The organism is Halomonas rhizosphaerae (assembly GCF_030010555.1).
In the GTDB taxonomy this organism is placed as follows: Bacteria; Pseudomonadota; Gammaproteobacteria; order Pseudomonadales; family Halomonadaceae; genus Halomonas; species Halomonas rhizosphaerae.
Genome location: NZ_JASCQP010000021.1, coordinates 145,645 through 167,518, shown reverse-complemented (window position 1 = coordinate 167,518; position 21,874 = coordinate 145,645). Strand labels below are relative to the sequence as shown.

The 21,874-nt window shown below is 68.6% G+C and carries 20 protein-coding genes; 18 read left to right on the top strand and 2 right to left on the bottom strand.

The window, feature by feature from the left end:
* The first annotated feature begins 9 nt into the window (after positions 1-9).
* Positions 10-900, top strand: a complete 891-nt coding sequence (locus QLQ83_RS07525; protein ID WP_282734894.1) for a DMT family transporter — start codon at positions 10-12, stop codon at positions 898-900.
* Here the strand turns inward: QLQ83_RS07525 and QLQ83_RS07520 are convergent.
* The gene (locus QLQ83_RS07520) at positions 891-1,604 is read right to left on the bottom strand and encodes an arylesterase (protein WP_411971118.1); all 714 of its coding nucleotides are present in this window, start codon (positions 1,602-1,604) and stop codon (positions 891-893) included. The two genes, QLQ83_RS07525 and QLQ83_RS07520, sit on opposite strands and share 10 nt — an antisense overlap.
* Between QLQ83_RS07520 and QLQ83_RS07515 the strand changes: the two genes are divergently transcribed.
* From QLQ83_RS07515 to QLQ83_RS07465, 11 genes are all read left to right on the top strand, one after another.
* Positions 1,603-2,319 carry an ABC transporter ATP-binding protein gene (locus tag QLQ83_RS07515; RefSeq protein WP_282734893.1) on the top strand — a complete coding sequence of 239 codons (717 nt, stop codon included), beginning with the start codon at positions 1,603-1,605 and terminating at the stop codon, positions 2,317-2,319. The genes QLQ83_RS07520 and QLQ83_RS07515 overlap by 2 nt on opposite strands.
* A complete protein-coding gene (locus QLQ83_RS07510; protein ID WP_282734892.1) occupies positions 2,316-4,916 on the top strand; it encodes an ABC transporter permease in 2,601 nt (866 codons plus the stop codon). Before QLQ83_RS07515 ends, QLQ83_RS07510 begins: the two co-directional genes overlap by 4 nt.
* Before the next feature lie 9 nt (positions 4,917-4,925).
* Positions 4,926-6,353, top strand: coding sequence for a polyphosphate kinase (locus tag QLQ83_RS07505; protein WP_282734891.1), 1,428 nt, complete (start codon positions 4,926-4,928; stop codon positions 6,351-6,353).
* Positions 6,354-6,398: 45 nt separating this feature from the next.
* Positions 6,399-7,793 (top strand): hypothetical protein, encoded by a 1,395-nt coding sequence (locus QLQ83_RS07500; protein WP_282734890.1) that lies wholly within the window; start codon positions 6,399-6,401, stop codon positions 7,791-7,793.
* A gap of 142 nt (positions 7,794-7,935) precedes the next feature.
* Positions 7,936-9,201: a serine hydroxymethyltransferase gene (gene glyA, locus QLQ83_RS07495; RefSeq protein ID WP_282734889.1), complete on the top strand. Its 1,266-nt coding sequence runs from the start codon at positions 7,936-7,938 to the stop codon at positions 9,199-9,201.
* Between the two features lie 219 nt (positions 9,202-9,420).
* Positions 9,421-10,335 carry an HAD-IIB family hydrolase gene (locus QLQ83_RS07490; RefSeq protein WP_282734888.1) on the top strand — a complete coding sequence of 305 codons (915 nt, stop codon included), beginning with the start codon at positions 9,421-9,423 and terminating at the stop codon, positions 10,333-10,335.
* Positions 10,332-11,552, top strand: coding sequence for a glycosyltransferase family protein (locus QLQ83_RS07485; protein WP_282734887.1), 1,221 nt, complete (start codon positions 10,332-10,334; stop codon positions 11,550-11,552). Before QLQ83_RS07490 ends, QLQ83_RS07485 begins: the two co-directional genes overlap by 4 nt.
* A gap of 172 nt (positions 11,553-11,724) precedes the next feature.
* Complete coding sequence (locus tag QLQ83_RS07480) at positions 11,725-12,519, top strand: FadR/GntR family transcriptional regulator (protein WP_282734886.1); 795 nt, start codon at positions 11,725-11,727, stop codon at positions 12,517-12,519.
* A 71-nt stretch (positions 12,520-12,590) separates the two neighbouring features.
* Positions 12,591-13,625, top strand: coding sequence for a TRAP transporter substrate-binding protein (locus QLQ83_RS07475; RefSeq protein WP_282734885.1), 1,035 nt, complete (start codon positions 12,591-12,593; stop codon positions 13,623-13,625).
* Between the two features lie 75 nt (positions 13,626-13,700).
* Entirely contained in the window at positions 13,701-14,300 is a 600-nt protein-coding gene (locus QLQ83_RS07470) for a TRAP transporter small permease subunit (RefSeq protein ID WP_282734884.1), read from the top strand.
* Entirely contained in the window at positions 14,300-15,601 is a 1,302-nt protein-coding gene (locus QLQ83_RS07465; RefSeq protein WP_282734883.1) for a TRAP transporter large permease, read from the top strand. Before QLQ83_RS07470 ends, QLQ83_RS07465 begins: the two co-directional genes overlap by 1 nt.
* Positions 15,602-15,711: 110 nt before the next feature.
* On the opposite strand, the gene QLQ83_RS07460 is transcribed toward QLQ83_RS07465, so the two are convergent.
* Positions 15,712-16,221: a gluconokinase gene (locus QLQ83_RS07460; RefSeq protein ID WP_282734882.1), complete on the bottom strand. Its 510-nt coding sequence runs from the start codon at positions 16,219-16,221 to the stop codon at positions 15,712-15,714.
* A gap of 293 nt (positions 16,222-16,514) precedes the next feature.
* On the opposite strand from QLQ83_RS07460, the gene QLQ83_RS07455 reads away from it, so the two are divergent.
* From QLQ83_RS07455 to QLQ83_RS07430, 6 genes are all read left to right on the top strand, one after another.
* On the top strand, positions 16,515-17,924 hold the full coding sequence (locus QLQ83_RS07455; protein WP_282734881.1) for an MBL fold metallo-hydrolase RNA specificity domain-containing protein: 1,410 nt from the start codon (positions 16,515-16,517) through the stop codon (positions 17,922-17,924).
* Between the two features lie 406 nt (positions 17,925-18,330).
* On the top strand, positions 18,331-18,918 hold the full coding sequence (locus tag QLQ83_RS07450) for a rhodanese-like domain-containing protein (protein WP_282734880.1): 588 nt from the start codon (positions 18,331-18,333) through the stop codon (positions 18,916-18,918).
* 68 nt (positions 18,919-18,986) lie between these two features.
* Complete coding sequence (locus QLQ83_RS07445) at positions 18,987-19,460, top strand: hypothetical protein (RefSeq protein WP_282734879.1); 474 nt, start codon at positions 18,987-18,989, stop codon at positions 19,458-19,460.
* Positions 19,461-19,489: 29 nt separating this feature from the next.
* Positions 19,490-19,681, top strand: coding sequence for a YgaP family membrane protein (locus QLQ83_RS07440; RefSeq protein WP_282734878.1), 192 nt, complete (start codon positions 19,490-19,492; stop codon positions 19,679-19,681).
* A 217-nt stretch (positions 19,682-19,898) separates the two neighbouring features.
* The gene (locus QLQ83_RS07435) at positions 19,899-20,810 is read left to right on the top strand and encodes an MBL fold metallo-hydrolase (protein ID WP_282734877.1); all 912 of its coding nucleotides are present in this window, start codon (positions 19,899-19,901) and stop codon (positions 20,808-20,810) included.
* A 189-nt stretch (positions 20,811-20,999) separates the two neighbouring features.
* Positions 21,000-21,866: an MBL fold metallo-hydrolase gene (locus QLQ83_RS07430; RefSeq protein ID WP_282734970.1), complete on the top strand. Its 867-nt coding sequence runs from the start codon at positions 21,000-21,002 to the stop codon at positions 21,864-21,866.
* Positions 21,867-21,874: the final 8 nt, after the last annotated feature.

The following is a 21,874-nucleotide window of genomic DNA, read 5'->3' as shown; positions in this document are numbered from 1 at the left end:
CCGAGGCCCATGACCGGTGATCGCCAGGCGATGCTCTTCGGGCTGGGGGCGGTGGCGCTGTGGTCCACGGTGGCCACCGCCTTCAAGGTGGCGCTTGCCCACATGTCGCCGCTGGCGCTGATGTGGCTGGCCTCGCTGGTCTCCTGGGCGCTGATCGGCGTGCTGGTGGCGCGGCAGGGGCTGCTGCGACAGGCGTTCAGGCACGGCTGGCGCACCGCCGCCTGGGCGGGGCTGATGAATCCAGTGGCCTACTACCTGGTGCTGTTCGGCGCCTATGACCGCCTGCCGGGCCAGGAGGCCATGGCCCTCAACTACACCTGGGCGCTGGCGATGGCCTTCCTGGCGGTGCCGCTGCTGGGCCAGCGGCTCACCCGCATCGACGTGCTGGCGGGGCTGATCGCCTATGCCGGCGTGTGGGTGATCGCCACCCGCGGGGCGGTGTTCGACGTGGCCTTCGCCGACCCGCTCGGCGTCGGCCTGGCACTCGCCTCGACGCTGCTCTGGGCGCTCTACTGGCTGCTCAACGCCCGCGACCCTCGCCCGCCGCTGGTGGCCCAGTGGCAGAACTTCAGCGTCGGCGTGCCGGTGCTCACCGTGCTGCTGCTGGCCGGGCCGGGCATGGCCTGGCACGGCTGGACGGCGCTGGGGGCCGGCATCTACGTGGGGCTCTTCGAGATGGGCATCGCCTTCGTGCTCTGGCAACTGGCCGTCCATCGAGTCTCGCGCACGGCGAAGGTCTCCAACCTGATCTTCCTCTCGCCGCCGGTGTCGCTGCTGCTGCTCTTCCTGGTGGTCGGCGAGCCGATCCTGCCCTCCACCCTGGTGGGCCTGGTGCTGATCCTCGGGGGGCTCGCGCTGCAGCAGTGGCAGAAGACCCCCGCGCCAGTGGCTCAGTCCTGAGCCGTCTTCGCCACGACGGCACCGTTGGCCTCGAGCAGTGGCGCGAGTCGTGGCCAGACGTTCTCCAGGATGCGCGGCTGGGCAGCCGCGGTGGGATGGATGCCGTCGGCCTGCATCAGGTTGTCCTCCAGGGCCACGCCCTCGAGCAGGAAAGGCACCAGCGGCAGCTCAAAGTCGTCGGCCAGCCGCGTGTAAACCCCGGTGAAGGCGTCGCGGTAGGCCCTGCCGTAGTTGGGCGGGATGTCGATGCCGAGCAGCAGCACCTCGGCATCCGCCGCCTGGCTGGCCTCGATCATGGCGGTCATGTTGGCCTCGAACTGGCCCGGCGGCAGGCCGCGCAGGCCGTCGTTGCCGCCGAGCTCCAGCACAACGATATCGGGTTCATGCTGTCCGAGAAGGTCGGGCAGGCGGGCAGCGGCGCCGCTGGAGGTCTCGCCGCTGATGCTGGCGTTGACCACCTGCGCCTTCCCGTCCAGGCGCGCCTGCAGCAGACTGACCCAGCCGGCGTCCTGCTCGATGCCGTAGGCGGCGCTCAGGCTGTCGCCCATGATCAGCAGCACCGGTCGGGGGGCTGCCTGCGCCGCCCCGCCGGCCAGCAACAGCATCGACAAGAGTAGCGTCAACCAGACCGACGTGATCCAGCGCCCCGCGAGCCGGCCGGGTGCATGTCGGCCCAACGCACCTACAGGGAAGCCCTTTGCCATGTCCATCTCCTCTCGAACGGATGCCTCACCGATTCTACACGCCGACCGTCTCGCCAAGGAGGTCGAGAGCGGTGAGCGGCGACTGAGCATTCTGAGTGACCTGTCGCTGGCAGTGTTCCCCGGGGAGAGCGTGGCGATTCTCGGCCAGAGCGGGGCCGGCAAGTCGACCCTGCTGGGCCTGCTGGCCGGCCTGGACACGCCCAGCGGCGGCGAGCTGTCGCTCTTCGGCCAGTCGCTGCGCGCGCTCGACGAGGATGGCCGGGCCTCCCTGCGGGCGGGGCGGGTGGGCTTCGTGTTCCAGAACTTCCAGCTGCTGCCCACCCTGACGGCCCTGGAGAACGTGCTGCTGCCGCTGGAGCTGTCGCCGACCCCCGGGGCCGAGGCCCGGGCCCGCGACTGGCTGACCCGCGTCGGCCTCGGCGAGCGCCTGGACCACCTGCCCAAGCAGCTCTCCGGCGGCGAGCAGCAGCGCGTGGCCCTGGCCCGGGCCTTCGTCACCGGGGCCGAGCTGGTGTTCGCCGACGAGCCCACCGGCAACCTGGACCCGGTCACCGGAGAGCGCATCATCGAGGCGCTGTTCTCGCTCAACCGCGAGGCCGGCACCACCCTGGTGCTGGTGACCCATGACCACGCCCTGGCGCGGCGCTGCGATCGCTGCCTGCGCCTGGAGGGTGGCCGGCTGGTCGAGATGGCGCGCGACGAGGTGATGGCATGAGCCGCACCGCCTGGCCGGCCCTGCTGCGCCTCTCGGCCCGGGGCCTGATCCGTGACCTGCGCGCCGCCGACGTGCGTGCCCTGGCGCTGGCGCTGGCGCTGGCGGTGGCCGCGTCGACCATGATCGGCTTCTTTCTTGACCGCCTCGACCGCGGCCTGACCCGCCAGGCCGGCCAGCTCTCGGGCGGCGACGTGGTACTGGAGCAGGGCCGGCCCTTCGACGAGGCGGTCCGCCGGGCCCTCGAGGACGCCGGCCTGACGCTCTCCGACCAGGTCGACATGGTCTCCATGGTCAGCCGCGGTGACCGCTTCCAGCCAGCCAGCCTCAAGGTGGTCGACGCCGTCTATCCGCACTATGGCACGGCACGGGTGGACCGCGGCAACGGCATCGAGTCGCTGGCCCATGGCCCGGCGCCGGGCGAGGCCTGGGTGGCACCGCGTCTCGCGCTGCTGATGAAGCTCGAGGTGGGGGACCGGATTCGCCTGGGGGAGACTGAGCTCGAGGTGGGCGGGGTGATCGAGCGCGAGCCCGACCAGTCGGCCGGTTTTGGCAGCTTCAATCCGCGCCTGATGATGCACCACGACGACCTGGACGCGACCGGCCTCGTCCAGGACGGCTCGCGGGTGGAGTTCGAGCTGCTGGCCGCCGGCAGCGCCGAGGCGGTGGCCCGCGTCGAGCCGCTGCTGCAGCGGCTGCGCCGCGAGGGCGTGGAGGTGCGTGACGTGCGCAGCGACCGCCCCCAACTGGGCAATGCCCTGGCGCGGGCCGAGAAATATCTCGGCCTCGCGGGGCTCGCCGCCGTGCTGCTGGCCGGGGTCGCCGTGGCCATGTCCACCCGCCGCTACGTCGACCGCCACCTGGATACCGCGGCGCTGCTGCGCTGCTTCGGCGCCACCCAGCGCGAGCTGCTGCGGCTGTTCGTGCTGCAGCTGCTGTGGCTGGCGCTGGCGGCCTCGGCGCTGGGGGCCCTGCTGGGGCTGGCCGGACAGGCGTTGCTGGTGCGGCTGCTGTCGGCCTTCCTGCCGTTCAGCCTGCCGGCGCCCGGCATACTGCCGCTGTGGCTCGGGGTGCTCACCGCGCTGGCGGTACTGGCCGGCTTTGCCGGGCCGACCCTGCTGCGCCTCAAGCGGGTCAGCGCCCTCAAGGTGCTGCGTCGTGAACTGGACCCGCTGCCGCCCTCGGCCTGGCTGGTGGTGGGCGTGGCGGCACTGGTCTTCGGCGGGCTGCTGTGGCTCTACTCCGGGGACCCTTGGCTGGCTGCCGGCCTGCTGCTGGGCGGGCTGGTGATGCTGGTGGTGCTCTGGGGGCTCGGCGGGGCACTGCTGGGCCTGGTGCTGCGGGGCACTGCCCGGCTGCCGCGCGGCCGCGGCCCGGCGGATGGCATGGTCACCGCCGTGCGGCTGGGTGGCCAGCAGCTGGCGCGGCGCCGCCAGGCGAGCCTCGGCCAGCTGCTGGCCTTCTCGGTGACCTTCTTCGCCGTGGCGATGATCGCCCTGGTGCGCGGCGATCTGCTCACCACCTGGCAGGCCCAGCTGCCGGCGGACACCCCCAATCACTTCGCCCTCAATATCCAGCCCCAGGAGCGCGATGCCTTCTCCTCGGCGCTGGCCGGGGCCACGGATGCCCGCAGCGCCCTCTATCCGATGGTCCGCGGACGTCTTACCGCCATCAACGACCAGGCCCCGCAGGAGGCCGTGCCCGCCGAGTCGCGAGGCGACAACGCCCTGCGTCGCGAACTCAACCTGACCTGGCGCGAGACCCTGCCCGAGGGCAACCGGGTGGTGGCGGGTGAATGGTTCGCCGAAGGGCAGTTGGCGTCGGCGGGCGGCTGGCTGGACGAGGTGGCCGCCGAGCCGCGCCCCGCGGACAGCGAGGCGGCAGTGCCGATCTCCATGGAGGATGGCCTGGCCGAGCGCCTCGGCCTCGCCCTGGGCGATCGTCTGACCTTCACCATCGGCAGCGACGAGGTCACCGGCGAGGTGACCAGCCTGCGCAGCCTCGACTGGGAGAGCTTCCGGCCGAACTTCTACGTGATCTTCCCCCCGGGGACCCTGGAGCGTTTCGGCCACAGCTACATCACCGCCTTCCATCTCGGCGACGACGACCGCGACCTGACGCGCCGCCTGGTGCGGGAGTTCCCGGGCGTCACCCTGCTCGACGTGGATGCCATCCTCGGCCAGGTGCGCGAGGTGCTGACCCAGGTCACCCGGGCGGTGGAGCTGGTGCTGGGCTTCGTGCTGCTGGCCGGCATCAGCGTGCTCTATGCGGCGTTGACCGCCAGCCTGCCGGTGCGGGCCCACGAGAGTGGCCTGCTGCGGGTCTTCGGGGCCAGCAATCGGCTGCTGTCGCGAATGCAAGCGGCGGAGTTCGCCGTGCTGGGGCTGGCCAGCGGGCTGATGGGTGCCCTGCTGGCGGAGCTGGCAACCGCCGGGATCTACCTGGCCTGGTTCGACCTGGCCCCCCGGGTCCACTGGCTGCTGTGGCTGACCCTGCCACCGGCCGGCGCGCTGTTGATCGGCCTCATCGGGCACCTGCTCTCCCGGGGCCTGCGCCGCCAGGCCCCGGCGGCCAGCCTCGGCCTGCTGGGCGAGGCCTGAGGCGCGGCCATGAGGACCGAGACCCTGCGCGCCCGCCTGCTGGAGGCACAGCTCGACCTCGCCCGTCGCCGGGAGCGAGCGGTGATCCTGCTGCTGACCGGCCACGCCGTCACCCACAAGGGACGGCTGGTTAACGAGCTCAACCACTGGCTGGACAACCGCCACACCGAGGTGCATGCCCTGGGCCCCAGCAGCGAGGAGCGCGAGCGACCCTACTGGTGGCGCTTCTGGCGACGCCTTCCCGATCGCGGCCGCATCGGCATCTTCATCCATGGCTGGTACGGCGATGCGCTCTTCGCCCGGGCCGAACGGCGTCTCCCGCCGGGCGCCTTCCGCGACAGGCTGGCGGAGATCCGCGCGTTCGAGGCCGAGCTGGCCGCCGAAGGGGTGGTAGTCCTCAAGCTGTGGATGGACATCGACCGTCCCGCACAGCGCCGTCACCTGCAGGCATTGCAGGAGGACCCGGCCCGTGCCTGGCAGCTGAGTGCCACCGACTGGCAGCGCCATCTGCAGCATGCCGCCATCGCCGCCCTGGGGCGCGAGATGCGCGACGCCACCGCGGCCGATCATGCGCCCTGGCGGCGGCTCGACTTCCGCGACCCGGCGGCACAGCTCCAGCGGGTGGGGGCCCTGCTGCACGAGACCCTGGCCGCGCCCCCCGTGGCGCCCTCCGGCGTGCCGGAGGGGGTGCCCGGCGAGGTGGCGGCGGCGCCCTCGATACGCCGTGCCGAGCCCCGGGTGGAGGCCTCGCTGAAGAAGGCGAGCTATGCCGCGCGGCTCGCCGAGGCCCAGGGCCGCCTGGCGATCAACGCCCGGGAGGTGGCCCGCCGGCGCATCCCGGTGGTGCTGGCCTTCGAGGGACTCGACGCAGCGGGAAAGGGGGGCGGCATCCATCGGGTCACCGCGGCACTGGATGCCCGCCAGTACCGGATCCATCGCATCGCGGCCCCCAGCGACGAGGAGCTGGCATTGCCCTGGGCCTGGCGCTTCTGGCGTCGACTGCCGGCCGACGGTCGCATCGCCATCTTCGACCGCAGCTGGTACGGCAGGGTGCTGGTGGAACGGGTCGAGGGGCTGGCCCCCGAGGCGGCCTGGCGGCGTGCCTATGCGGAGATCCGCGAGTTCGAGCGCCAGCTGCTGGCCCACGGTACCGTGCTCGGCAAGCTGTTCCTGGCCATCAGCCAGGAGGAGCAGCTGCGCCGTTTCGAGGCCCGAGCCGCCTCGCCCCACAAGCGCCACAAGCTCACCGACGAGGACTGGCGCAACCGCAAGCGCTGGGACGACTATCGACAGGCCATCGACGAGATGTTCGCCCGCACCCAGGCGCCGGGCGCCGAGTGGGCACTGATCGCCTGCGACGACAAGCGCCGGGCGCGCCTCGCCGTGCTCCAGGAGGTCAATCGGCGGCTGGAGATGCGCCTGGCCTCGCCGCACTGATGTAGACTGCTGATCATCCACCATGCTCACACCGGAGGTGATCCCATGCGTCCGACGCGGTACCTGCCGGCCACTCTGGCCGCCCTCGCCTTGTCGACTTCCCTGCCGGCCCTGGCCGACGACCCGGCCGAGCGCCTGGAGGCCGACCTCCGGGCGCTGTTTGCCGCCGAGGGGCGCCTCGAGATCGGCGAGGTCTCGGCGGCGCTGATCCGAGACCGCGTCACCGCCCGCGAGCTCCATTTCGTCGGCCCCGAGGGGCAGCAGCTGTGGCTCGACCGCTACGAGGTCAGTGGCGACTACGACCGGCCCGACGAGGTGCGCATCGAGGGCATCCGCCTGGAGACCCCCGGCCACGAGCAGGTGCAGCTGACCGCCGAGGCCCTGGTCCTCGATGTCCCCTCCCGGGCGGTGCTGCCCCTCCATGAGGAGAGCTGGCCCGAGGGTGTGCGTATCGCCGGGCTCGACGTCGAGGCGCTGGCCGCCGAGTTCGCCGGCCAGGACCTGGGGGAGGGGTTCGGCGAAGGGCGTGGGCGGGTCAGCGTCGAGCGCCTGCAGGCCACCGGCCTGTCACGCGAGGCCATCGACAGCCTGGAGCTCAGCGGGCTCGAGGGGCAGGCCGAGGGGGAGGGGGAGTTCGGCCGCGGCACCCTCTCCCTGGCGTTCGCTCGGGTGGAGGGGCTGCGCGGCCTGCAGGGCGAGGAGGACGAACGGGAGCTCGACCGCCTCGAGCTGCGCGACCTGGCGATCGACTCCGACCGGCTGGTGGCGACCCTGGCCGGACTCGAGGTGGATGGTGACCTGCAGGACGGGGAAGGCGGGGTGCGCCTCGAGGCGCTGGACCTCGACCTGGCTCGCATGATCGCCCTGGCGCCCGAGGAGGAGCGCACGCAACTGCGCATGGCCAGCAACGTGCTCACCGGCGGTAGCGGAACGCTGCGCCTCGATGCGGTCTCCACCGGACGCTGGGAGGCGGTAGACGGCGACACCCGGCTGCTCGGCGAGCTGGACATCACCGCCGAAGAGGCCTTCGGCTGGGCGGTGGATGCCGACCTGCCGGTGCGCCTGCCCGAGGGCGTAGAGCCGGCCGCCTTCCTGGCCGAGATGGAGAGCCTGGAGGGCGTGACCCTGCTGGGCGGGCGGGTCGACGCCACTCTCTCGGACCTCGGGCTCTTCGGCCGTCTGCCGGCGGTCATGGCGGCCAGCCAGGGGATCAGCGAGGCGGTCTTCGTGGAGCAGGCGCGGACCCAGGCCCGGGGATTCGGCATGATGCTCGGCCCCGAGATCGAGGCCGTCCTCACCGGCCTGGTGGCGATGATGGCGGGCGAGGCGAGCGAGCTCACCCTCCAGCTGACCCTGCCCGCCGACAGCGAACTGGACGCACTCTCTGCCGATCCCCTGGCACTGCCCGAGCGACTCGAGATGCGGGTGGAGAGCCGCTGAGGCGTTCGGCAGGCCGGCCGCGCTGTCGCGTGCCCATGAAGGATCCGGCGGTTGCCCATGATCGCCTTTCATGTGAAAGCCGACGGGGGCTTGGGGTATCATGTGGCTCCCAGATTCTCCCGTTTTGCGAGGTTTCCCGCCGATGTTCAGCCGTGACATGCAGATTGCCGGTTTCGATGACGTCCTGTTCGATGCGATGCAGAAGGAAGTCGCTCGCCAGGAAGCGCACATCGAGCTGATCGCCTCCGAGAACTACGCCAGCCCCCGCGTGCTGGAGGCCCAGGGCAGCCAGCTGACCAACAAGTATGCGGAAGGCTATCCCGGCAAGCGCTACTACGGCGGCTGCGAGTACGTGGACATCGTCGAGCAGCTGGCCATCGACTACGCCAGGGAGCTGTTCGGCGCGACCTACGCCAACGTCCAGCCCCACTCTGGCTCCCAGGCCAACGGCGCGGTGTTCCAGGCGCTGGTCAAGCCGGGCGATACCATCCTCGGCATGAGCCTCGATGCGGGGGGGCACCTGACCCATGGCGCCAAGCCCAACTTCTCCGGCAAGCACTACCATGCCGTGCAGTACGGCATCGACGAGAACGGCCGCATCGATTACGACGAGGTGGCCAGCCTCGCCCGCGAGCACCGGCCCAAGATGATCATCGCCGGCTTCTCCGCCTACTCCCAGATCATCGACTGGGCGACGTTCCGCGAGATCGCCGACGAGGTGGGCGCCTACCTGCTGGTCGACATGGCCCACGTGGCCGGCCTGGTGGCGGCCGGCGTCTACCCGACCCCGCTGCCCCACGCCCACGTGGTCACCACCACCACCCACAAGACCCTGCGCGGCCCGCGTGGCGGCCTGATCCTCTCCGCCGAGGGCGACGAGGCCATCGAGAAGAAGCTGCAGTCTGCGGTCTTCCCGGGCGGGCAGGGCGGCCCGCTGGAGCACGTCATCGCCGCCAAGGCGATCTGCTTCAAGGAGGCCATGGAGCCCGGCTTCAAGGCCTACCAGCAGCAGGTGGTGAAGAATGCCCAGACCATGGCCGGGGTGTTCATCGAGCGCGGCTTCGAGGTGGTCTCCGGCGGCACCGAGGACCACCTCTTCCTGCTCTCGCTGATCAAGCAGGGCCTGACCGGCAAGGATGCGGACGCCGCCCTGGGGCGCGCCCACATCACCGTCAACAAGAACGCCGTGCCCGGCGATCCCCAGAGCCCCTTCGTCACCTCGGGCCTGCGCATCGGCACCCCGGCAGTGACCACCCGCGACTTCGGCGAGACCGAGTGTCGAGAGCTCGCCGGCTGGATCTGCGACATCCTCGACGTCATGGCCGCAGGAGACGACACCGCCGCCATCGAGGCCGAGGTCAAGGCGAAGGTCGAGGCCGTCTGTGCCCGCCTGCCGGTTTATCGCTGAGACGCCCTGTCGCTGACTGACCCTGGCTGCGGCCAGGGGATCCCGAGCGCCCCGCCAGGCTGCACCATGGCGGGGCGTTTTCGTGTCCTGCGCTGGTGCAATCGCGCCGACGCCCGGGCATGCCGCGCCGTGGGCCCCTGTGAGACGGGGCCTCTGGCTCGCCCTGGCATGCGCCCTGCATGGGGCATGGCGAGTCCACGACACGGAACCGGAAACGCCATGCCCTCGATACCCGCCTCGCCCCCCGACTCCGCCCGGCGCCCGCGCCTGCTCTTTACCGACCTGGATGGCTCGCTGCTCGACCACCACGGCTACGGCTGGGCCCCGGCCCGCCCCTGGCTCGCCCGTCTGCAGGAACTCGGGGTGCCGGTGATCCCGGTGACCAGCAAGACCCGCAGCGAGATCGTGCCGCTGCGCCACGAGCTCGGCATCGAGGACGCCCCCTTCATCGCCGAGAACGGCGCCCTGGCCGGGCTGCCGCCGGCCTGGTGCCATGCCCGGCTGGACCGCGGTTCCGCCGCCGATGGTCTGGTGATCAGGACGCTGGGGGTCGACATCGGCTTCATCCGCCAGCGGCTCGCGGTGTGGCGGTCGCGGCTGGGCGTGGGCTTCACCACCATGAGCGAGATGACCCTCGACGACCTGGTGGCCTTCACCGGCCTGTCGGAGCCACAGGCACGGCTGGCGCGGCTGCGCGAGGGCAGCGAGCCGCTGCTCTGGGAGGATGACGAGGTCGGACTCGAGGCCTTCCGCGCGGGGTTGAAGGGCGATGGCCTGCGCCTGATGCGCGGCGGCCGGTTCTGGCACGTCACCGGTGACTGCCACAAGGGCAGCGCCGTGGGCTGGCTGATCGAGCGCTTCGAGGCGCTGCGTGGCCAGCGGCCGCTGACCCTGGGGCTCGGCGATGGCCCCAACGACATTCCCATGCTCGAGACGGTAGACCAGGCGGTGGTGATCCGCGGCTGCCATGGCCTGGCGGTGTCGCCCCGCCAGCCGGCGCTCTATCGCAGCAGGGCCACCGGCCCCGACGGCTGGGCCGAGGGGGTGGCCCACTGGTGGGGGCGAGGCGACCGCCGGCCAGCGCCGGCGGTGACGCACGTCAGCAGTGACGGGGCCAGGAGGGCGACGGCATGAGCGACTTCCACCAGAACGGCATCATCACCGACTTCCACAATCTGACCCGCCGGCCGCTGGCGGCCCTCGAGGAAGAGCTGGTCGCGTTCTCCGAGCGCCGTCCCATGAGCCTGATCCTGCCGTCGCTCTTCGCCGAGCTGGAGGGACCGGCGCTGGCCCATATCGTCGAGGAACTTCGCCGGGTGCCCTATCTCGCCGAGGTGGTGATCGGGCTCGATCGCGCCGACCGCGAACAGTTCCTGCATGCCCGGGAGTTCTTCGCCCGGCTGCCGCAGCACCACCGTATCCTGTGGAACGACGGCCCTCGGCTCCAGGCGCTGGATAACGAGCTCGAAGCGCAGGGTCTGGCGCCCCAGCAGCCCGGCAAGGGGCGCAATGTCTGGTACTGCGCCGGCTACGTGCAGGCCTCGAACCGCGGCCGGGTGGTCGCCCTGCACGACTGCGATATCCTCACCTACGACCGGGGCCTGCTGGCGCGGCTCTTCTACCCGGTGGTCCATCCCCACTTCAACTACGAGTTCTGCAAGGGGTACTACCCGCGCATCGCCGAGGGCCGGCTCAATGGCCGGGTCTCGCGGCTGATGGTTACGCCGCTGCTGCGGGCGCTCAAGCAGATGCACGGCCCGCTGCCCTACCTGGAGTATCTGGACAGCTACCGCTATGCGCTCTCCGGCGAGTTCTCCATGCGCAGCGAAGTGCTCGATGGCATCCGGATTCCCGCCGACTGGGGCCTGGAGATCGGGGTGCTCTCCGAGGTGCATCGCAACTACTCCACCAAGCGGCTCTGCCAGGTGGACCTGGCCGATGCCTACGACCACAAGCACCAGCCGGTGTCCGCCGAGGACGCCTCCGGGGGGCTCAACCGCATGAGCCTGGATATCGCCAAGGCGCTCTACCGCAAGCTCGCCACCCAGGGCGTGACCTTCAGCGCCGAGGGCTTTCGCACTCTCAAGGCGACCTACTACCGCCTGGCGCTGGACCTGATCGAGGCCTATGACCACGATGCCGTGATGAACGGCCTGCGGCTCGACCGCCACGCCGAGGAGCAGGCCGTGGAGCTGTTCGCCGCCAACCTGCTCGAGGCCGGCAGCGCCTTTCTCGACAACCCCGGCGAGCGCCCCTTCATCCCCAGCTGGAACCGGGTCAGGGCGGCGATTCCCGACCTGCCCGAGCGCATGTTCCAGGCGGTGGAGCGGGACAACGCCGCGGCGGTCTAGACATGATGGATTGACCGGTCGTAGCGCAAGAGCCGGATATCGCGGCAGATCAGCGTCAAATCCGACAAGCTCCGGGTGTGTGACCAAAGTCTAAAGGCAAGGCCGTGGCATCTGGGCGACCCTATGTCCGACATAGATTGCATCAAGTCGTACAGGAGCCGCCGAGAGCCCCATGTCATCGCGTCAGCCCCCGTCCGGGCGCAAACTCGCCCACAAGCCCGATATCGCCGAGGACCTGGCCCGGGCGATCTTCGCCGGCGAGCATGCGCCGGGCAGCTTCCTGCCCAGAGAGCTGGATCTCTGCGAGACCTATGGCGTCAGCCGCAGCACCGTGCGCAGTGCCCTGCAGCAGCTGGTCTCGGCGGGCATGCTGACGCGCATCTCGGGGCAGGGCAGCCGGGTGCGCGAACTCACCGACTGGCATCTGCTGGACCCCCGGGTCAGCGACTGGATGGCCCGCTTCGCCCAGCCCAACCCGCGCATCCAGCGCGACATCTTCGCCTTCCGCGTGGCCGTGGAGCCCTTCATGGCGCGGCTGGCGGCGGTGCATGCCACCGCCGCCGACCTGCTGGCCATCGAGACGGCCTGGCGCGACATGATCCGTGCCCTGGAGGCGCCCGATCGGCGCTGCGAGGGGCGCAGCCACGACGAGCACGACGTGGCCTTCCACGAAGCGATCTTCGCGGCCACCCACAACCTGTTGTGGGCCCAGCTCAGCCACATGCTCAAGCCGGCCATCGGCCTGCTGGTGGAGACCTCCAACCACAGCGCGGCCGAGCTGAGTGACAGCATGGAGCGCCATCGCCGGCTGATGGAGGCGATCCGCCTTCGCCAGCCCGACGAGGCAGAGCAGGCGGCCCTCTCCGTGCTCGAGCGCACCGGGCTGGATCTGGGGTTCGAGAGCCTGTTCGACCATCGTCCGCCACGTCTGCGCCTGCCGGGCGCAGACGTTCCCGAACCGGGTTGACCGGTTCGCCTCGCACGCGGTGTCCTGCACCGACAACAACAACCGTCATGCGCCACAGAAGGAAACGCACCATGAAACAGACCACGCCACGCCCCTCCTTTGCCCTCAAGGGCCTGACCGCCGCCGTGCTCGGCGCGCTGGCCTTCTCCGCACAGGCTGCCGAGTACGAGTGGACCTTCCAGACCTCCGAGACCTCGGGCGAGCCGCAGTTCGAGCTCAAGAAGGCCTGGGCCGAGAACGTCAACACCATGTCCGACGGGCGCATCGAGATCGAGATCCTGCCGGTCAACGCCGTGGTCCAGGCCAACCAGACCCTGGACGCCGTGGAGTCGGGCATCCTCCAGGGCCATCTCACCGACCCCAGCTACTTCTCCGGTCGCGACAAGGCCTTCGGCATGCTCGGCAACCTGGTGGGCGCCTGGGGCGACCCGCTGGAGTTCCTGGAGTACATGAATCACGGTGGCGGCGAGGAGCTCTACAACGAGCTGGTCAACCCCTACGGTGTGCAGCTGATCGGTGCCGCTGCGACCGGCCTGGAGTCCTTCCCCTCCAAGCGACCGATCCGCACCGTGGAGGATCTCGAGGGCCTCAAGGTCCGCGCCCCGGAAGGCATGGTCTACAACATCTTCGAGAAGGCCGGCGCCGCTCCGGTGAACCTGCCGGGCTCAGAGGTCTACACCTCACTGGAGAAGGGCGTGATCGACGCCGCCGACTACACGGTGTTCTCCACCAACCACAGCCAGGGGCTGCACAGCTTCGCCAACTACCCGAACTATCCCGGTTTCCATTCACTGCCCATGGTCTCCGTCTCCCTCAACAAGGAGATCTGGGACGGCCTGCCGGAGGATCTGCAGGCGATCCTCGAGACCTCGGTGGACAAGCTGGCCTACGAGATGGTCTTCGAGCTCAAGAAGCGGGACCTCGAGGCAGTGGCCGAGGCACGCCAGGACGAGGACATCGAGCTGATCGACATGGCCCCGGAGGAGCGCGCCAAGTTCCGTTCCATCGCCAAGGAGGAGTGGGCCGAGTGGGCCGAGGAGAGCGAGATGAACCAGAAGATCTACGACTCCGTGGTCGAGTTCCTCGAAGCCCGCAACCTGATGTAAGCCGGCCGACATCCACCCCCTGGCAAGCCACACATCGTCCGGGCCGAGCCCGGACGATGTGCGAAGAGACCCGTCATGACCCAACCTTCCCCCGACAACCGCGACCCGGCCGAGCTGATCGAGCAGGTCGAGGAACTCGGCCCCGAACGCACCGCCCTGGACCGCCTGGTGGCCCGGGGCGCCCGCGGCGCCGCCTGGCTGGTGCTGATCGCCATGGGCATCAGCGTGGTCGAGGTGTTCCTGCGCTACGGCTTCAACAGCCCCACCTCCTGGGTGCACGAGTCCGTGGTCTTCCTGGTCGCCGTGACCTTCGCCCTGGGCGGCCCCGCGGCGCTGGCCCGCAACAGCCATATACGCGTCAAGGTGCTCTATGACAGCGCCGGCCCGCGGCTCAAGTGCTGGATGGACCGCTTCAACGACCTGGTGACCCTGGGCTTCTGCCTGACCATGAGCTATGCCGCCTTCCACATGTTCTGGCGTGCCTCGCACAACCCGCTCGGCGAGTGGCAGCTGGAACGCTCCGGCACCTCCTGGAATCCGCCCTTTCCTGCGCTGGTCAAGGGCATGATCCTGTTTGCCCTGGCGCTGATGACCCTGCAGGCGCTGCTGCACCTGGTGCAGTCGATTCGCGCCCGTCCCGCCGCTCCGGCCCCGCAAGACGAGGAGACACGCTGATGGATATCGGGACGGCCACGATCCTGATGATCGCCGCCATCTTCGGCCTGCTGGTCACCGGCCTGCCGCTGGCCTTCATCACCGGCCTGGTGGCGATGGTCTTCACCTTCGGCTGGTTCGGCGAGACGGCGCTGCCGCTGGTCACCAGCCGGGTGTTCAGCTTCATCACCGAGTACTCGCTGGTGGCGGTGCCGATGTTCGTGCTGATGGCCTCGCTGCTCGACCGCTCGGGCATTGCCAAGGACCTGTTCAACGCCATGCGGGTGTTCGCCGGACGGCTGCCCGGGGGCGTGGCGGTGCAGACCATCGTGGTGGCCTTCTTCCTCGCCGCGCTGTCGGGGATCATCGGCGGCGAGATCGTGCTGCTGGGCATCCTGGCGCTGCCGCAGATGCTGCGCCTGGGCTACGACAAGCACCTGTCCATCGGCGTGGTATGCGCCGGCGGGGCGCTGGGCACCATGATGCCGCCGTCGATCGTGCTGATCATCTACGGCCTGATCGCCAGCGTCTCCATCGCCGAGCTGTTCACCGCGGCGATCACCCCGGCGGTGATCCTGATGGGCTCCTATATCGCCTACGTGCTGGTGCGCTGCCTGAAGAACCCGGCGATGGGCCCGCCGCTCACCGCCGCGACCCAGGACAACCCCTTCGCCAGCAAGCTCGAGGCGGTCAAGGCGATCCTGCTGCCGGGGATGATCGCCTTCCTGGTGCTGGGCACCATCTATGGCGGCATCGCCTCGGTCACCGAGGCGGCGGCCATGGGGGTGTTCGGGGTGATGCTGGCCATCGTGCTGCGCGGCGAGTTCAGCGTGCCGATGCTGCACCACAGCCTGGGCCAGACGCTCTTCACCTGCGGCATGATCATCTGGATCGGCATCGGCGCCGCGGCCCTGGTGGGGGTCTACAACCTGATGGGCGGCAACCGCTTCGTGTCGGGGATGATCCTGGGCATGGAGGTGGCGCCCATCGTGATCATCCTGGTGATGATGGCGATCATGCTGGTGCTGGGGCTGTTCCTCGACTGGATCGGCATCGCCATGCTGGCCCTGCCGATCTTCCTGCCCATCGTCACTGAGTTGGGCTATGACCCGATCTGGTTCGGCATCCTGTTTGCCGTGAACATGCAGGTGTCGTTCCTGTCGCCGCCGTTCGGCCCCGCGGCCTTCTACCTGAAGAGCGTGGCGCCACCGGACATCAGCTTGAAGGACATCTACATATCGGTGCTGCCCTTCATGGCGATCCAACTGCTGGTGCTGGCGGCCCTTCTGACCTGGCCCCAGTTGGCCATCTGGCCGCTGTAGTCGTGGAGATGGGGCAGGAAGAAGCATGAAAAAGGGAGGCCGATGGCCTCCCTTTCTTATGTGATATTGATGTTTTATTGCGGTATTTAATGAGTCATATGAGATAAGTGTCAGGCCACAGTTCTCTTGAGAAATGTCGAGACGATTTCCTCCGGTGCGAGAGAAATATCCACGCGAATCGCCTCGTCATCGCCCGGGGGTTCCAGGTCGCGAAGCTGGCTGTCCAGCATATGGTCTCCCTGGAAGAAGTGTCCCTGGCGATGGGTCAGCCGGTCGAACAATAGCTCGCGGCTGCCATGCAGGTAGAGGATTCGCAGCGCCGGCGCTCCCTTGCGCAGCTGGTCGCGGTAGCGGCGCTTGAGTGCCGAACAGCCGATCACCAGCGAACGGCCTCGGCGGGCATGGTCACGAAAGAAGTCGGCAAGGGTCTCTAGCCAGCCTTCCCGGTCACCATCATTGAGGGGTTCGCCACGCGACATCTTGGCGATGCTGCCGGCACTGTGGTGGTCGTCGGCATCGATGAAGTCGGCATCGATAGCCTCGGCAAGCAACTTGCCGACGTGAGATTTTCCTGATCCTGAAACCCCCATGACCAGCACGAGTGTCGGCGTGGATTTCATCTGTCTTCTTCCATTGTGTTGGCGAGATGGTTGCCATTCATCATAGCGAAAATGAGCCATGAGTGGCCAGTGAATATCGGGCTGTTGCCAGGAATTTCTTCATTCATTTTTCAGCGCCGCGAGGGGCTGATGTACCACCCGCTCGAAGCGGGATGATCCGGGTCAAGGGGTGTGGCGTGGACGACGCCGGCTGTTCGGGAATCCGTTATGCTGAGGCAAAGGGGCAGGCCGGGGCCGTGCCTTCGCCCTGTTCTTCGGCGACCAGCCGTTCTTCGGCTACAAGGAGCGAGACCATGTCGACACTCACCTTCCAGGGCGCGGTCAAGGAGGTCACCGGTTCGCGCTATCTCATTGCACTGGACGGCAATGGCCGCTCGCACAAGCTGCTGCTGGAGTGTGGCCTGCATCAGGGTGGCAGCGACGCCGACGAGGCCAACGCCAAGTCCTTCGGCCAGCTGCCCCGGGAGCTCGAAGCGGTAGTGCTCTCCCATGGCCATCTCGACCACTCGGGGCTGCTGCCCAAGCTGGTGCGGGAGGGGTATCGCGGGCCGATCCACTGCACCCGAGGCACCCGCGACCTGCTGGAGATCATGCTCCAGGACGCCGCCTTCATCATGGCCAAGGACATCGAGTGGGAGAACAAGTGGCGCAAGCGCAACGACAAGCCGCTGGTCGAGCCGCTCTATGAGCTGGAGGACGTGGCGCAGACCCTGGCACTCTGCGAGTCTCATCCCTACGGCCAGCTGGTCGAACTGCCGGGCGGGGCCAGCCTGGTGTTTCGTGACGCCGGCCACATCCTCGGTTCGGCCATCGTCGAGCTGGCCCTGCCCTCGGGGGGACAGACCCGGCGCCTGGTATTTTCCGGCGATCTGGGCAATCCCAGCTCGGTGCTGATGAAGGATCCCGAAAAGCTCTATGACGCCGACCTGGTGCTGATGGAGAGCACCTACGGAGACCGTGACCACCGCCCCCTGGAGGAGACGCTCGAGGAGTTCGCCCGCGTGCTGGAGGAGGCCCATGCCGACGGCGGCAACGTCCTGATTCCCGCCTTCGCCGTGGGGCGCACCCAGGAGATCCTCTACCACCTGAGCGTGCTCTACCATGAAGGGCGCCTGCGCCAGCAGATGGTCTTCCTGGACAGCCCCATGGCGATCCGGGTCACCGAGCTCTATCACCGTGCACGCAAGTCGCTGGATCCCGAGGACCTCAAGGTGCTCAACGTGGCCGCCAGCGGCGACACCAGCCAGTACCTGCCGATCCTGCGCATGACCCGCACGGTGGAGGAGTCCATGGCCATCAACCGCATCCACGGCGGGGCGATCATCATCGCCGGGGCCGGGATGTGCAATGGCGGGCGCATCATCCACCACTTCCGCTACAACCTGGAGAAGCCCGATACCCGGCTGGTGATCGTGGGTTTCCAGGCGGCGGGCACGGTGGGGCGCCAGATCGTCGACGGCGCCGAGCGGATCCGCGTGCTGGGCCGGGACCTGGCGGTCAAGGCGAAGGTCCACACCATCGGCGGTTTCTCCGCCCATGCCGGCCAGACCCAGCTGCTGGGCTGGGCCGGGGCCTTCCGCCATCGCCCGCGCTTCTACCTGGTGCATGGCGAGCCCGGCGCCCAGCAGGCGCTGCAGGCGGCCCTCGCCCGCAGCGACATCGAGGCCGAGATTCCCGCCTACGGCGACCGTATCGAGCTCTGAGCGGGCCTCGCCACCCCGCGTGACGTGGCGAGATGGGGTCAGCCTTCGGGTGGCCCCGGTGGCGTTGTTCCGCCCGTTCCTGCCCGGCTGCTGGCCTGCCATATCCTGATCCCGCGGCAGGACATGGCAGATTTCCCGCGGGCCTGTGTGTCGCGCTGTCCGCCGATCTACATCCTTGTGGTCGGACCCTCCTGCCACCCGCCGAGGCTCTTTGAGTCCTCGCGGGATTCGGGACAGGCGCTGCTGTGCCAGCGGGAACAGATCCGCCATGACGCCACTGGCTTCGGCCAGTGAGTGCGGCGGATTGACCTGTATCAAGGTGCGTCTAGATGTCCCATGCAGGAGATGTGGCCATGCACTAGACTCTGGGTTATGTTAAAAAGTTATTTGCTTAGAGGTATTTATTATGAAGATGATGCACCTGCTGGCCGGTTCCCTGCTGGCGGCGACCCTGGTTGCCGGCTCGGCCCTGGCCGAGGAAGAGGTTCCCGCCTACCGGGAGACCCAACTGGGGCTCTATGTCACGGCAAGCGAGGCCTATGAACTGATGCAGGAGAACGAGCGGGCCGTGCTGATCGACGTGCGCGACCCCATCGAGATCAAGTTCACCGGCTTCGCCGAGCCCACCAATATCCATGTGCCCTGGGTGCTGGCCGATCGGGAGAACTTCGACGAGGAGGCAAAGACCTGGCCGATGGTCAGGAATGCCGACTTCGAGGCCCAGGTGCGCGCCGAGCTGGATGCCCTGGACGTGGCCGACGACGATCCGATCATCGTCATGTGCCGCTCTGGCGCCACCCGCAGCGCCCCGGGCGCCGACATCATCACCGAGATGGGCTTCAGCCAGGTCTATTCGATGACCGATGGCTTCGAGGGCGGCAAGCTCGAGGAGGGCGACTCCAGGGGCGTGCGTGCGGTCAATGGCTGGCGCAACGCCGGCCTGCCCTGGAGCTACGAGATCGACCCCGACGTCGCCTGGCGTCCGGCCGAGTGACACCCACCCGACGACCCCGCCTGGCGGGTGAGGGCTCGTCATCACCAACGATCCAACGAGGTGAGCGCATGACCATCACGAAGACACTTACCCTGGCCGCCGCCGCTGCTGCCATCGGATGTTCCGGGGCCGCCATGGCCGACAGCCACGGTGGCGAGGAGCCGCAGGACCAGGCCCTGGTGATCCTCACCAGCGGCTCGCTGCAGACCCAGGGCATGGCGATGATCCTCTCCAACGCCATGCAGCAGCAGGGCACCGACCTGCATATCCTGCTGTGTGACGCCGCCGGCGACCTGGCCGTCCAGGGCTACGCGAGCGCCGAGGCGATCAACACGCCACCCAGCAATCCGGCGGGCCAGGTCAAGCCGGAGGGCATCCTGGGCATGCTGATGGAGAATGGCGCCCAGGTGGACGTCTGCGCGATCTACCTGCCCAACAGCGACCACGAGGAGGGTGACCTGCGGGAAGGTGTCGGCGTGGCCGCCCCGGGCTCGATGGCCGAGATGATGCGAGACCCGTCCATCCCCGTTTACAGCTTCTGAGTGTCCGAAGCGAACCGAAGGAGTCCACCATGAAGAGCAATGTGGGCGGTATCGACAAGATAGCCCGTATCGCGGTCGGCGCCGTGCTGATCCTGCTGGCACTGACCGGCACCATCGGCGTCTGGGGCTGGATCGGCGTGGTGCCGTTGGCCACCGGCCTGTTCAACTTCTGCCCGGCCTGGAAACTGCTGGGCATCAACACCCGCAAGCCGAACCAGTAACCCGTCTGGCGTTGGCCAAGAACCTTCCCTGCAGCGCCTGCGACCTCCGGGTCGCGGGCGCCTTGCGTTGGGGGGCGTGCAGGCCGCTTCCGGGGCGGCCTGGAACTATCGCGACCATGCACGGCCTCAATCGGTGTATAGAGCATAATGTGCTAAGGTTATTCAGAATTCGGAAATCACCGCCCGGTCGAGGCCGGGCGCCATCAGGAGGTGACCCGTGAAGACCTTCGCCCTCTCCCCGAGCAGCGGTGCCGGCAAGCCCGATGTCGCCGGCTTCTTCGACCCGCGTACCTTCAGCGTGCAGTACGTGGTCAGCGACCCGGCGACCCACCAGTGCGCGATCATCGACCCGGTCCATGACTTCGACGAGAAGTCCGGCGCGACCGCCACCCACCACGCCGACGAGCTGCTCGCCTATGTGAAGGAGAAGGGGCTCGAGGTGCAATGGATCCTCGATACCCACCCCCATGCCGACCACTTCTCCGCCGCGCAGTACCTGCGCGAGAAGACCGGCGCGCCCACCGCCATCGGCGAGAAGGTGGTGGAGGTACAGAAGCTCTGGAAGGAGCTCTACCACTGGCCCGACTTTCCCGCCGACGGCTCGCAGTGGGACCGCCTGTTCGCCGAGGGCGAGACCTTCCGCATCGGTGAGCTGGAGGCGCGGGTGATGTTCTCGCCGGGCCATACCCTGGCCTCGATCACCTACGTGATCGGCGATGCCGCCTTCGTCCACGACACTCTCTTCCAGCCCGACTTCGGCACCGCCCGGGCCGACTTTCCCGGCGGCGACGCCCACCAGCTGTGGAACTCCATCCAGGCGATCCTGGCGCTGCCCGAGGAGACCCGGCTGTTCACCGGCCACGACTACATGCCCGATGGCCGCGAACCGCAGTGGGAGAGCACGGTGCGCGAGCAGCGCGAGACCAACAAGCATCTGGCGGGTGGCGTCAACGAGGCGGACTACGTGGCGATGCGCGACGGGCGTGACAGCGAGCTGCCGATGCCCAAGCTGATCCTGCACTCCCTACAGGTGAATACCCGGGGAGGGCGCCTGCCGTCGCCCGAGGCCAACGGCAAGCGTTACCTGAAGATCCCGCTGGACGCCCTGGAAGGCGCGGACTGGGAGTAGGTCGCCGGGGGCTGCCACGAGCCCGTCGCCGCGGCGATGGGGCTTGCTGATGGCCGGGGCGCGTCATCTTCGGCGGATCTTTTATAGCAAAATATTCTATTCTTAGAACTTGTTTTGAGCTATGCTGACCTCATTCCCCGGCCAGTGACATTCGATGGAGGTCGTTTCCCCATGTCCCAACAGCCAAGCCTGCCCCGGCCAGTCGTCACCCACTTCTTCGACGAGCCCACCAACACCTTCAGCTACGTGGTGCAGGATCCCGACAGCCGCGCCTGCGCGATCCTCGATTCGGTGCTCGACTTCGACTATGCCGCCGGACGCACCGACGTGCGCTCCGCCGACGAGATCATCGCCTTCGTGCGCGACAACGGCCTCGAGGTGGAATGGGTCCTCGAGACCCACGTCCATGCCGACCACCTCTCCGCCGCGCCCTACCTGCACGAGACGCTGGGTGGCAAGACCGGCATCGGCGCCAACATCACCGTGGTGCAGGACGTCTTCGGCAAGGCCTTCAATGCCGGCACCGAGTTCGCCCGCGACGGCAGCCAGTTCGACCGCCTCTTCGAGGAGGGCGACACCTTCACCATCGGTCACCTGGAGGGGCGGGTGCTGCACACCCCGGGTCACACCCCGGCCTGCCTGACCTACGTGATCGGCGATGCTGCCTTCGTCGGCGATACCCTGTTCATGCCCGACTACGGCACCGCCCGCTGCGACTTCCCGGGCGGCGACGCACGCACCCTCTACCGCTCCATCCAGAAGGTGCTGGCCCTGCCGAGCGAGACCCGGCTGTTCCTGTGCCATGACTACAAGGCGCCGGAGCGCGAGGAGTACCAGCACGAGACCAGCGTGGCGGAGCAGCGCGCCAACAACGTGCACGTCCACGAAGGGGTCAGCGAGGACGAGTTCGTCAAGATGCGCACCGAACGTGACGCGACCCTGGACATGCCCCTACTGATCCTGCCCTCGGTGCAGGTCAACATGCGCGCCGGTCATATGCCGCCGGCCGAGGACAATGGCCAGGTCTACCTCAAGGTGCCGATCAACAAGTTCTGAATGGCTCA

What these genes read in the sequence shown, in the direction of transcription:
- QLQ83_RS07525 (WP_282734894.1), top strand. Translation starts at nt 10, where the DNA reads ATGACCGGTGATCGCCAGGCGATGCTCTTCGGGCTGGGGGCGGTGGCG.
- QLQ83_RS07515 (WP_282734893.1), top strand. Translation starts at nt 1,603, where the DNA reads ATGTCCATCTCCTCTCGAACGGATGCCTCACCGATTCTACACGCCGAC.
- QLQ83_RS07520 (WP_411971118.1), bottom strand. Translation starts at nt 1,604, where the DNA reads ATGGCAAAGGGCTTCCCTGTAGGTGCGTTGGGCCGACATGCACCCGGC.
- QLQ83_RS07510 (WP_282734892.1), top strand. Translation starts at nt 2,316, where the DNA reads ATGAGCCGCACCGCCTGGCCGGCCCTGCTGCGCCTCTCGGCCCGGGGC.
- QLQ83_RS07505 (WP_282734891.1), top strand. Translation starts at nt 4,926, where the DNA reads ATGAGGACCGAGACCCTGCGCGCCCGCCTGCTGGAGGCACAGCTCGAC.
- QLQ83_RS07500 (WP_282734890.1), top strand. Translation starts at nt 6,399, where the DNA reads ATGCGTCCGACGCGGTACCTGCCGGCCACTCTGGCCGCCCTCGCCTTG.
- glyA (WP_282734889.1), top strand. Translation starts at nt 7,936, where the DNA reads ATGTTCAGCCGTGACATGCAGATTGCCGGTTTCGATGACGTCCTGTTC.
- QLQ83_RS07490 (WP_282734888.1), top strand. Translation starts at nt 9,421, where the DNA reads ATGCCCTCGATACCCGCCTCGCCCCCCGACTCCGCCCGGCGCCCGCGC.
- QLQ83_RS07485 (WP_282734887.1), top strand. Translation starts at nt 10,332, where the DNA reads ATGAGCGACTTCCACCAGAACGGCATCATCACCGACTTCCACAATCTG.
- QLQ83_RS07480 (WP_282734886.1), top strand. Translation starts at nt 11,725, where the DNA reads ATGTCATCGCGTCAGCCCCCGTCCGGGCGCAAACTCGCCCACAAGCCC.
- QLQ83_RS07475 (WP_282734885.1), top strand. Translation starts at nt 12,591, where the DNA reads ATGAAACAGACCACGCCACGCCCCTCCTTTGCCCTCAAGGGCCTGACC.
- QLQ83_RS07470 (WP_282734884.1), top strand. Translation starts at nt 13,701, where the DNA reads ATGACCCAACCTTCCCCCGACAACCGCGACCCGGCCGAGCTGATCGAG.
- QLQ83_RS07465 (WP_282734883.1), top strand. Translation starts at nt 14,300, where the DNA reads ATGGATATCGGGACGGCCACGATCCTGATGATCGCCGCCATCTTCGGC.
- QLQ83_RS07460 (WP_282734882.1), bottom strand. Translation starts at nt 16,221, where the DNA reads ATGAAATCCACGCCGACACTCGTGCTGGTCATGGGGGTTTCAGGATCA.
- QLQ83_RS07455 (WP_282734881.1), top strand. Translation starts at nt 16,515, where the DNA reads ATGTCGACACTCACCTTCCAGGGCGCGGTCAAGGAGGTCACCGGTTCG.
- QLQ83_RS07450 (WP_282734880.1), top strand. Translation starts at nt 18,331, where the DNA reads ATGAAGATGATGCACCTGCTGGCCGGTTCCCTGCTGGCGGCGACCCTG.
- QLQ83_RS07445 (WP_282734879.1), top strand. Translation starts at nt 18,987, where the DNA reads ATGACCATCACGAAGACACTTACCCTGGCCGCCGCCGCTGCTGCCATC.
- QLQ83_RS07440 (WP_282734878.1), top strand. Translation starts at nt 19,490, where the DNA reads ATGAAGAGCAATGTGGGCGGTATCGACAAGATAGCCCGTATCGCGGTC.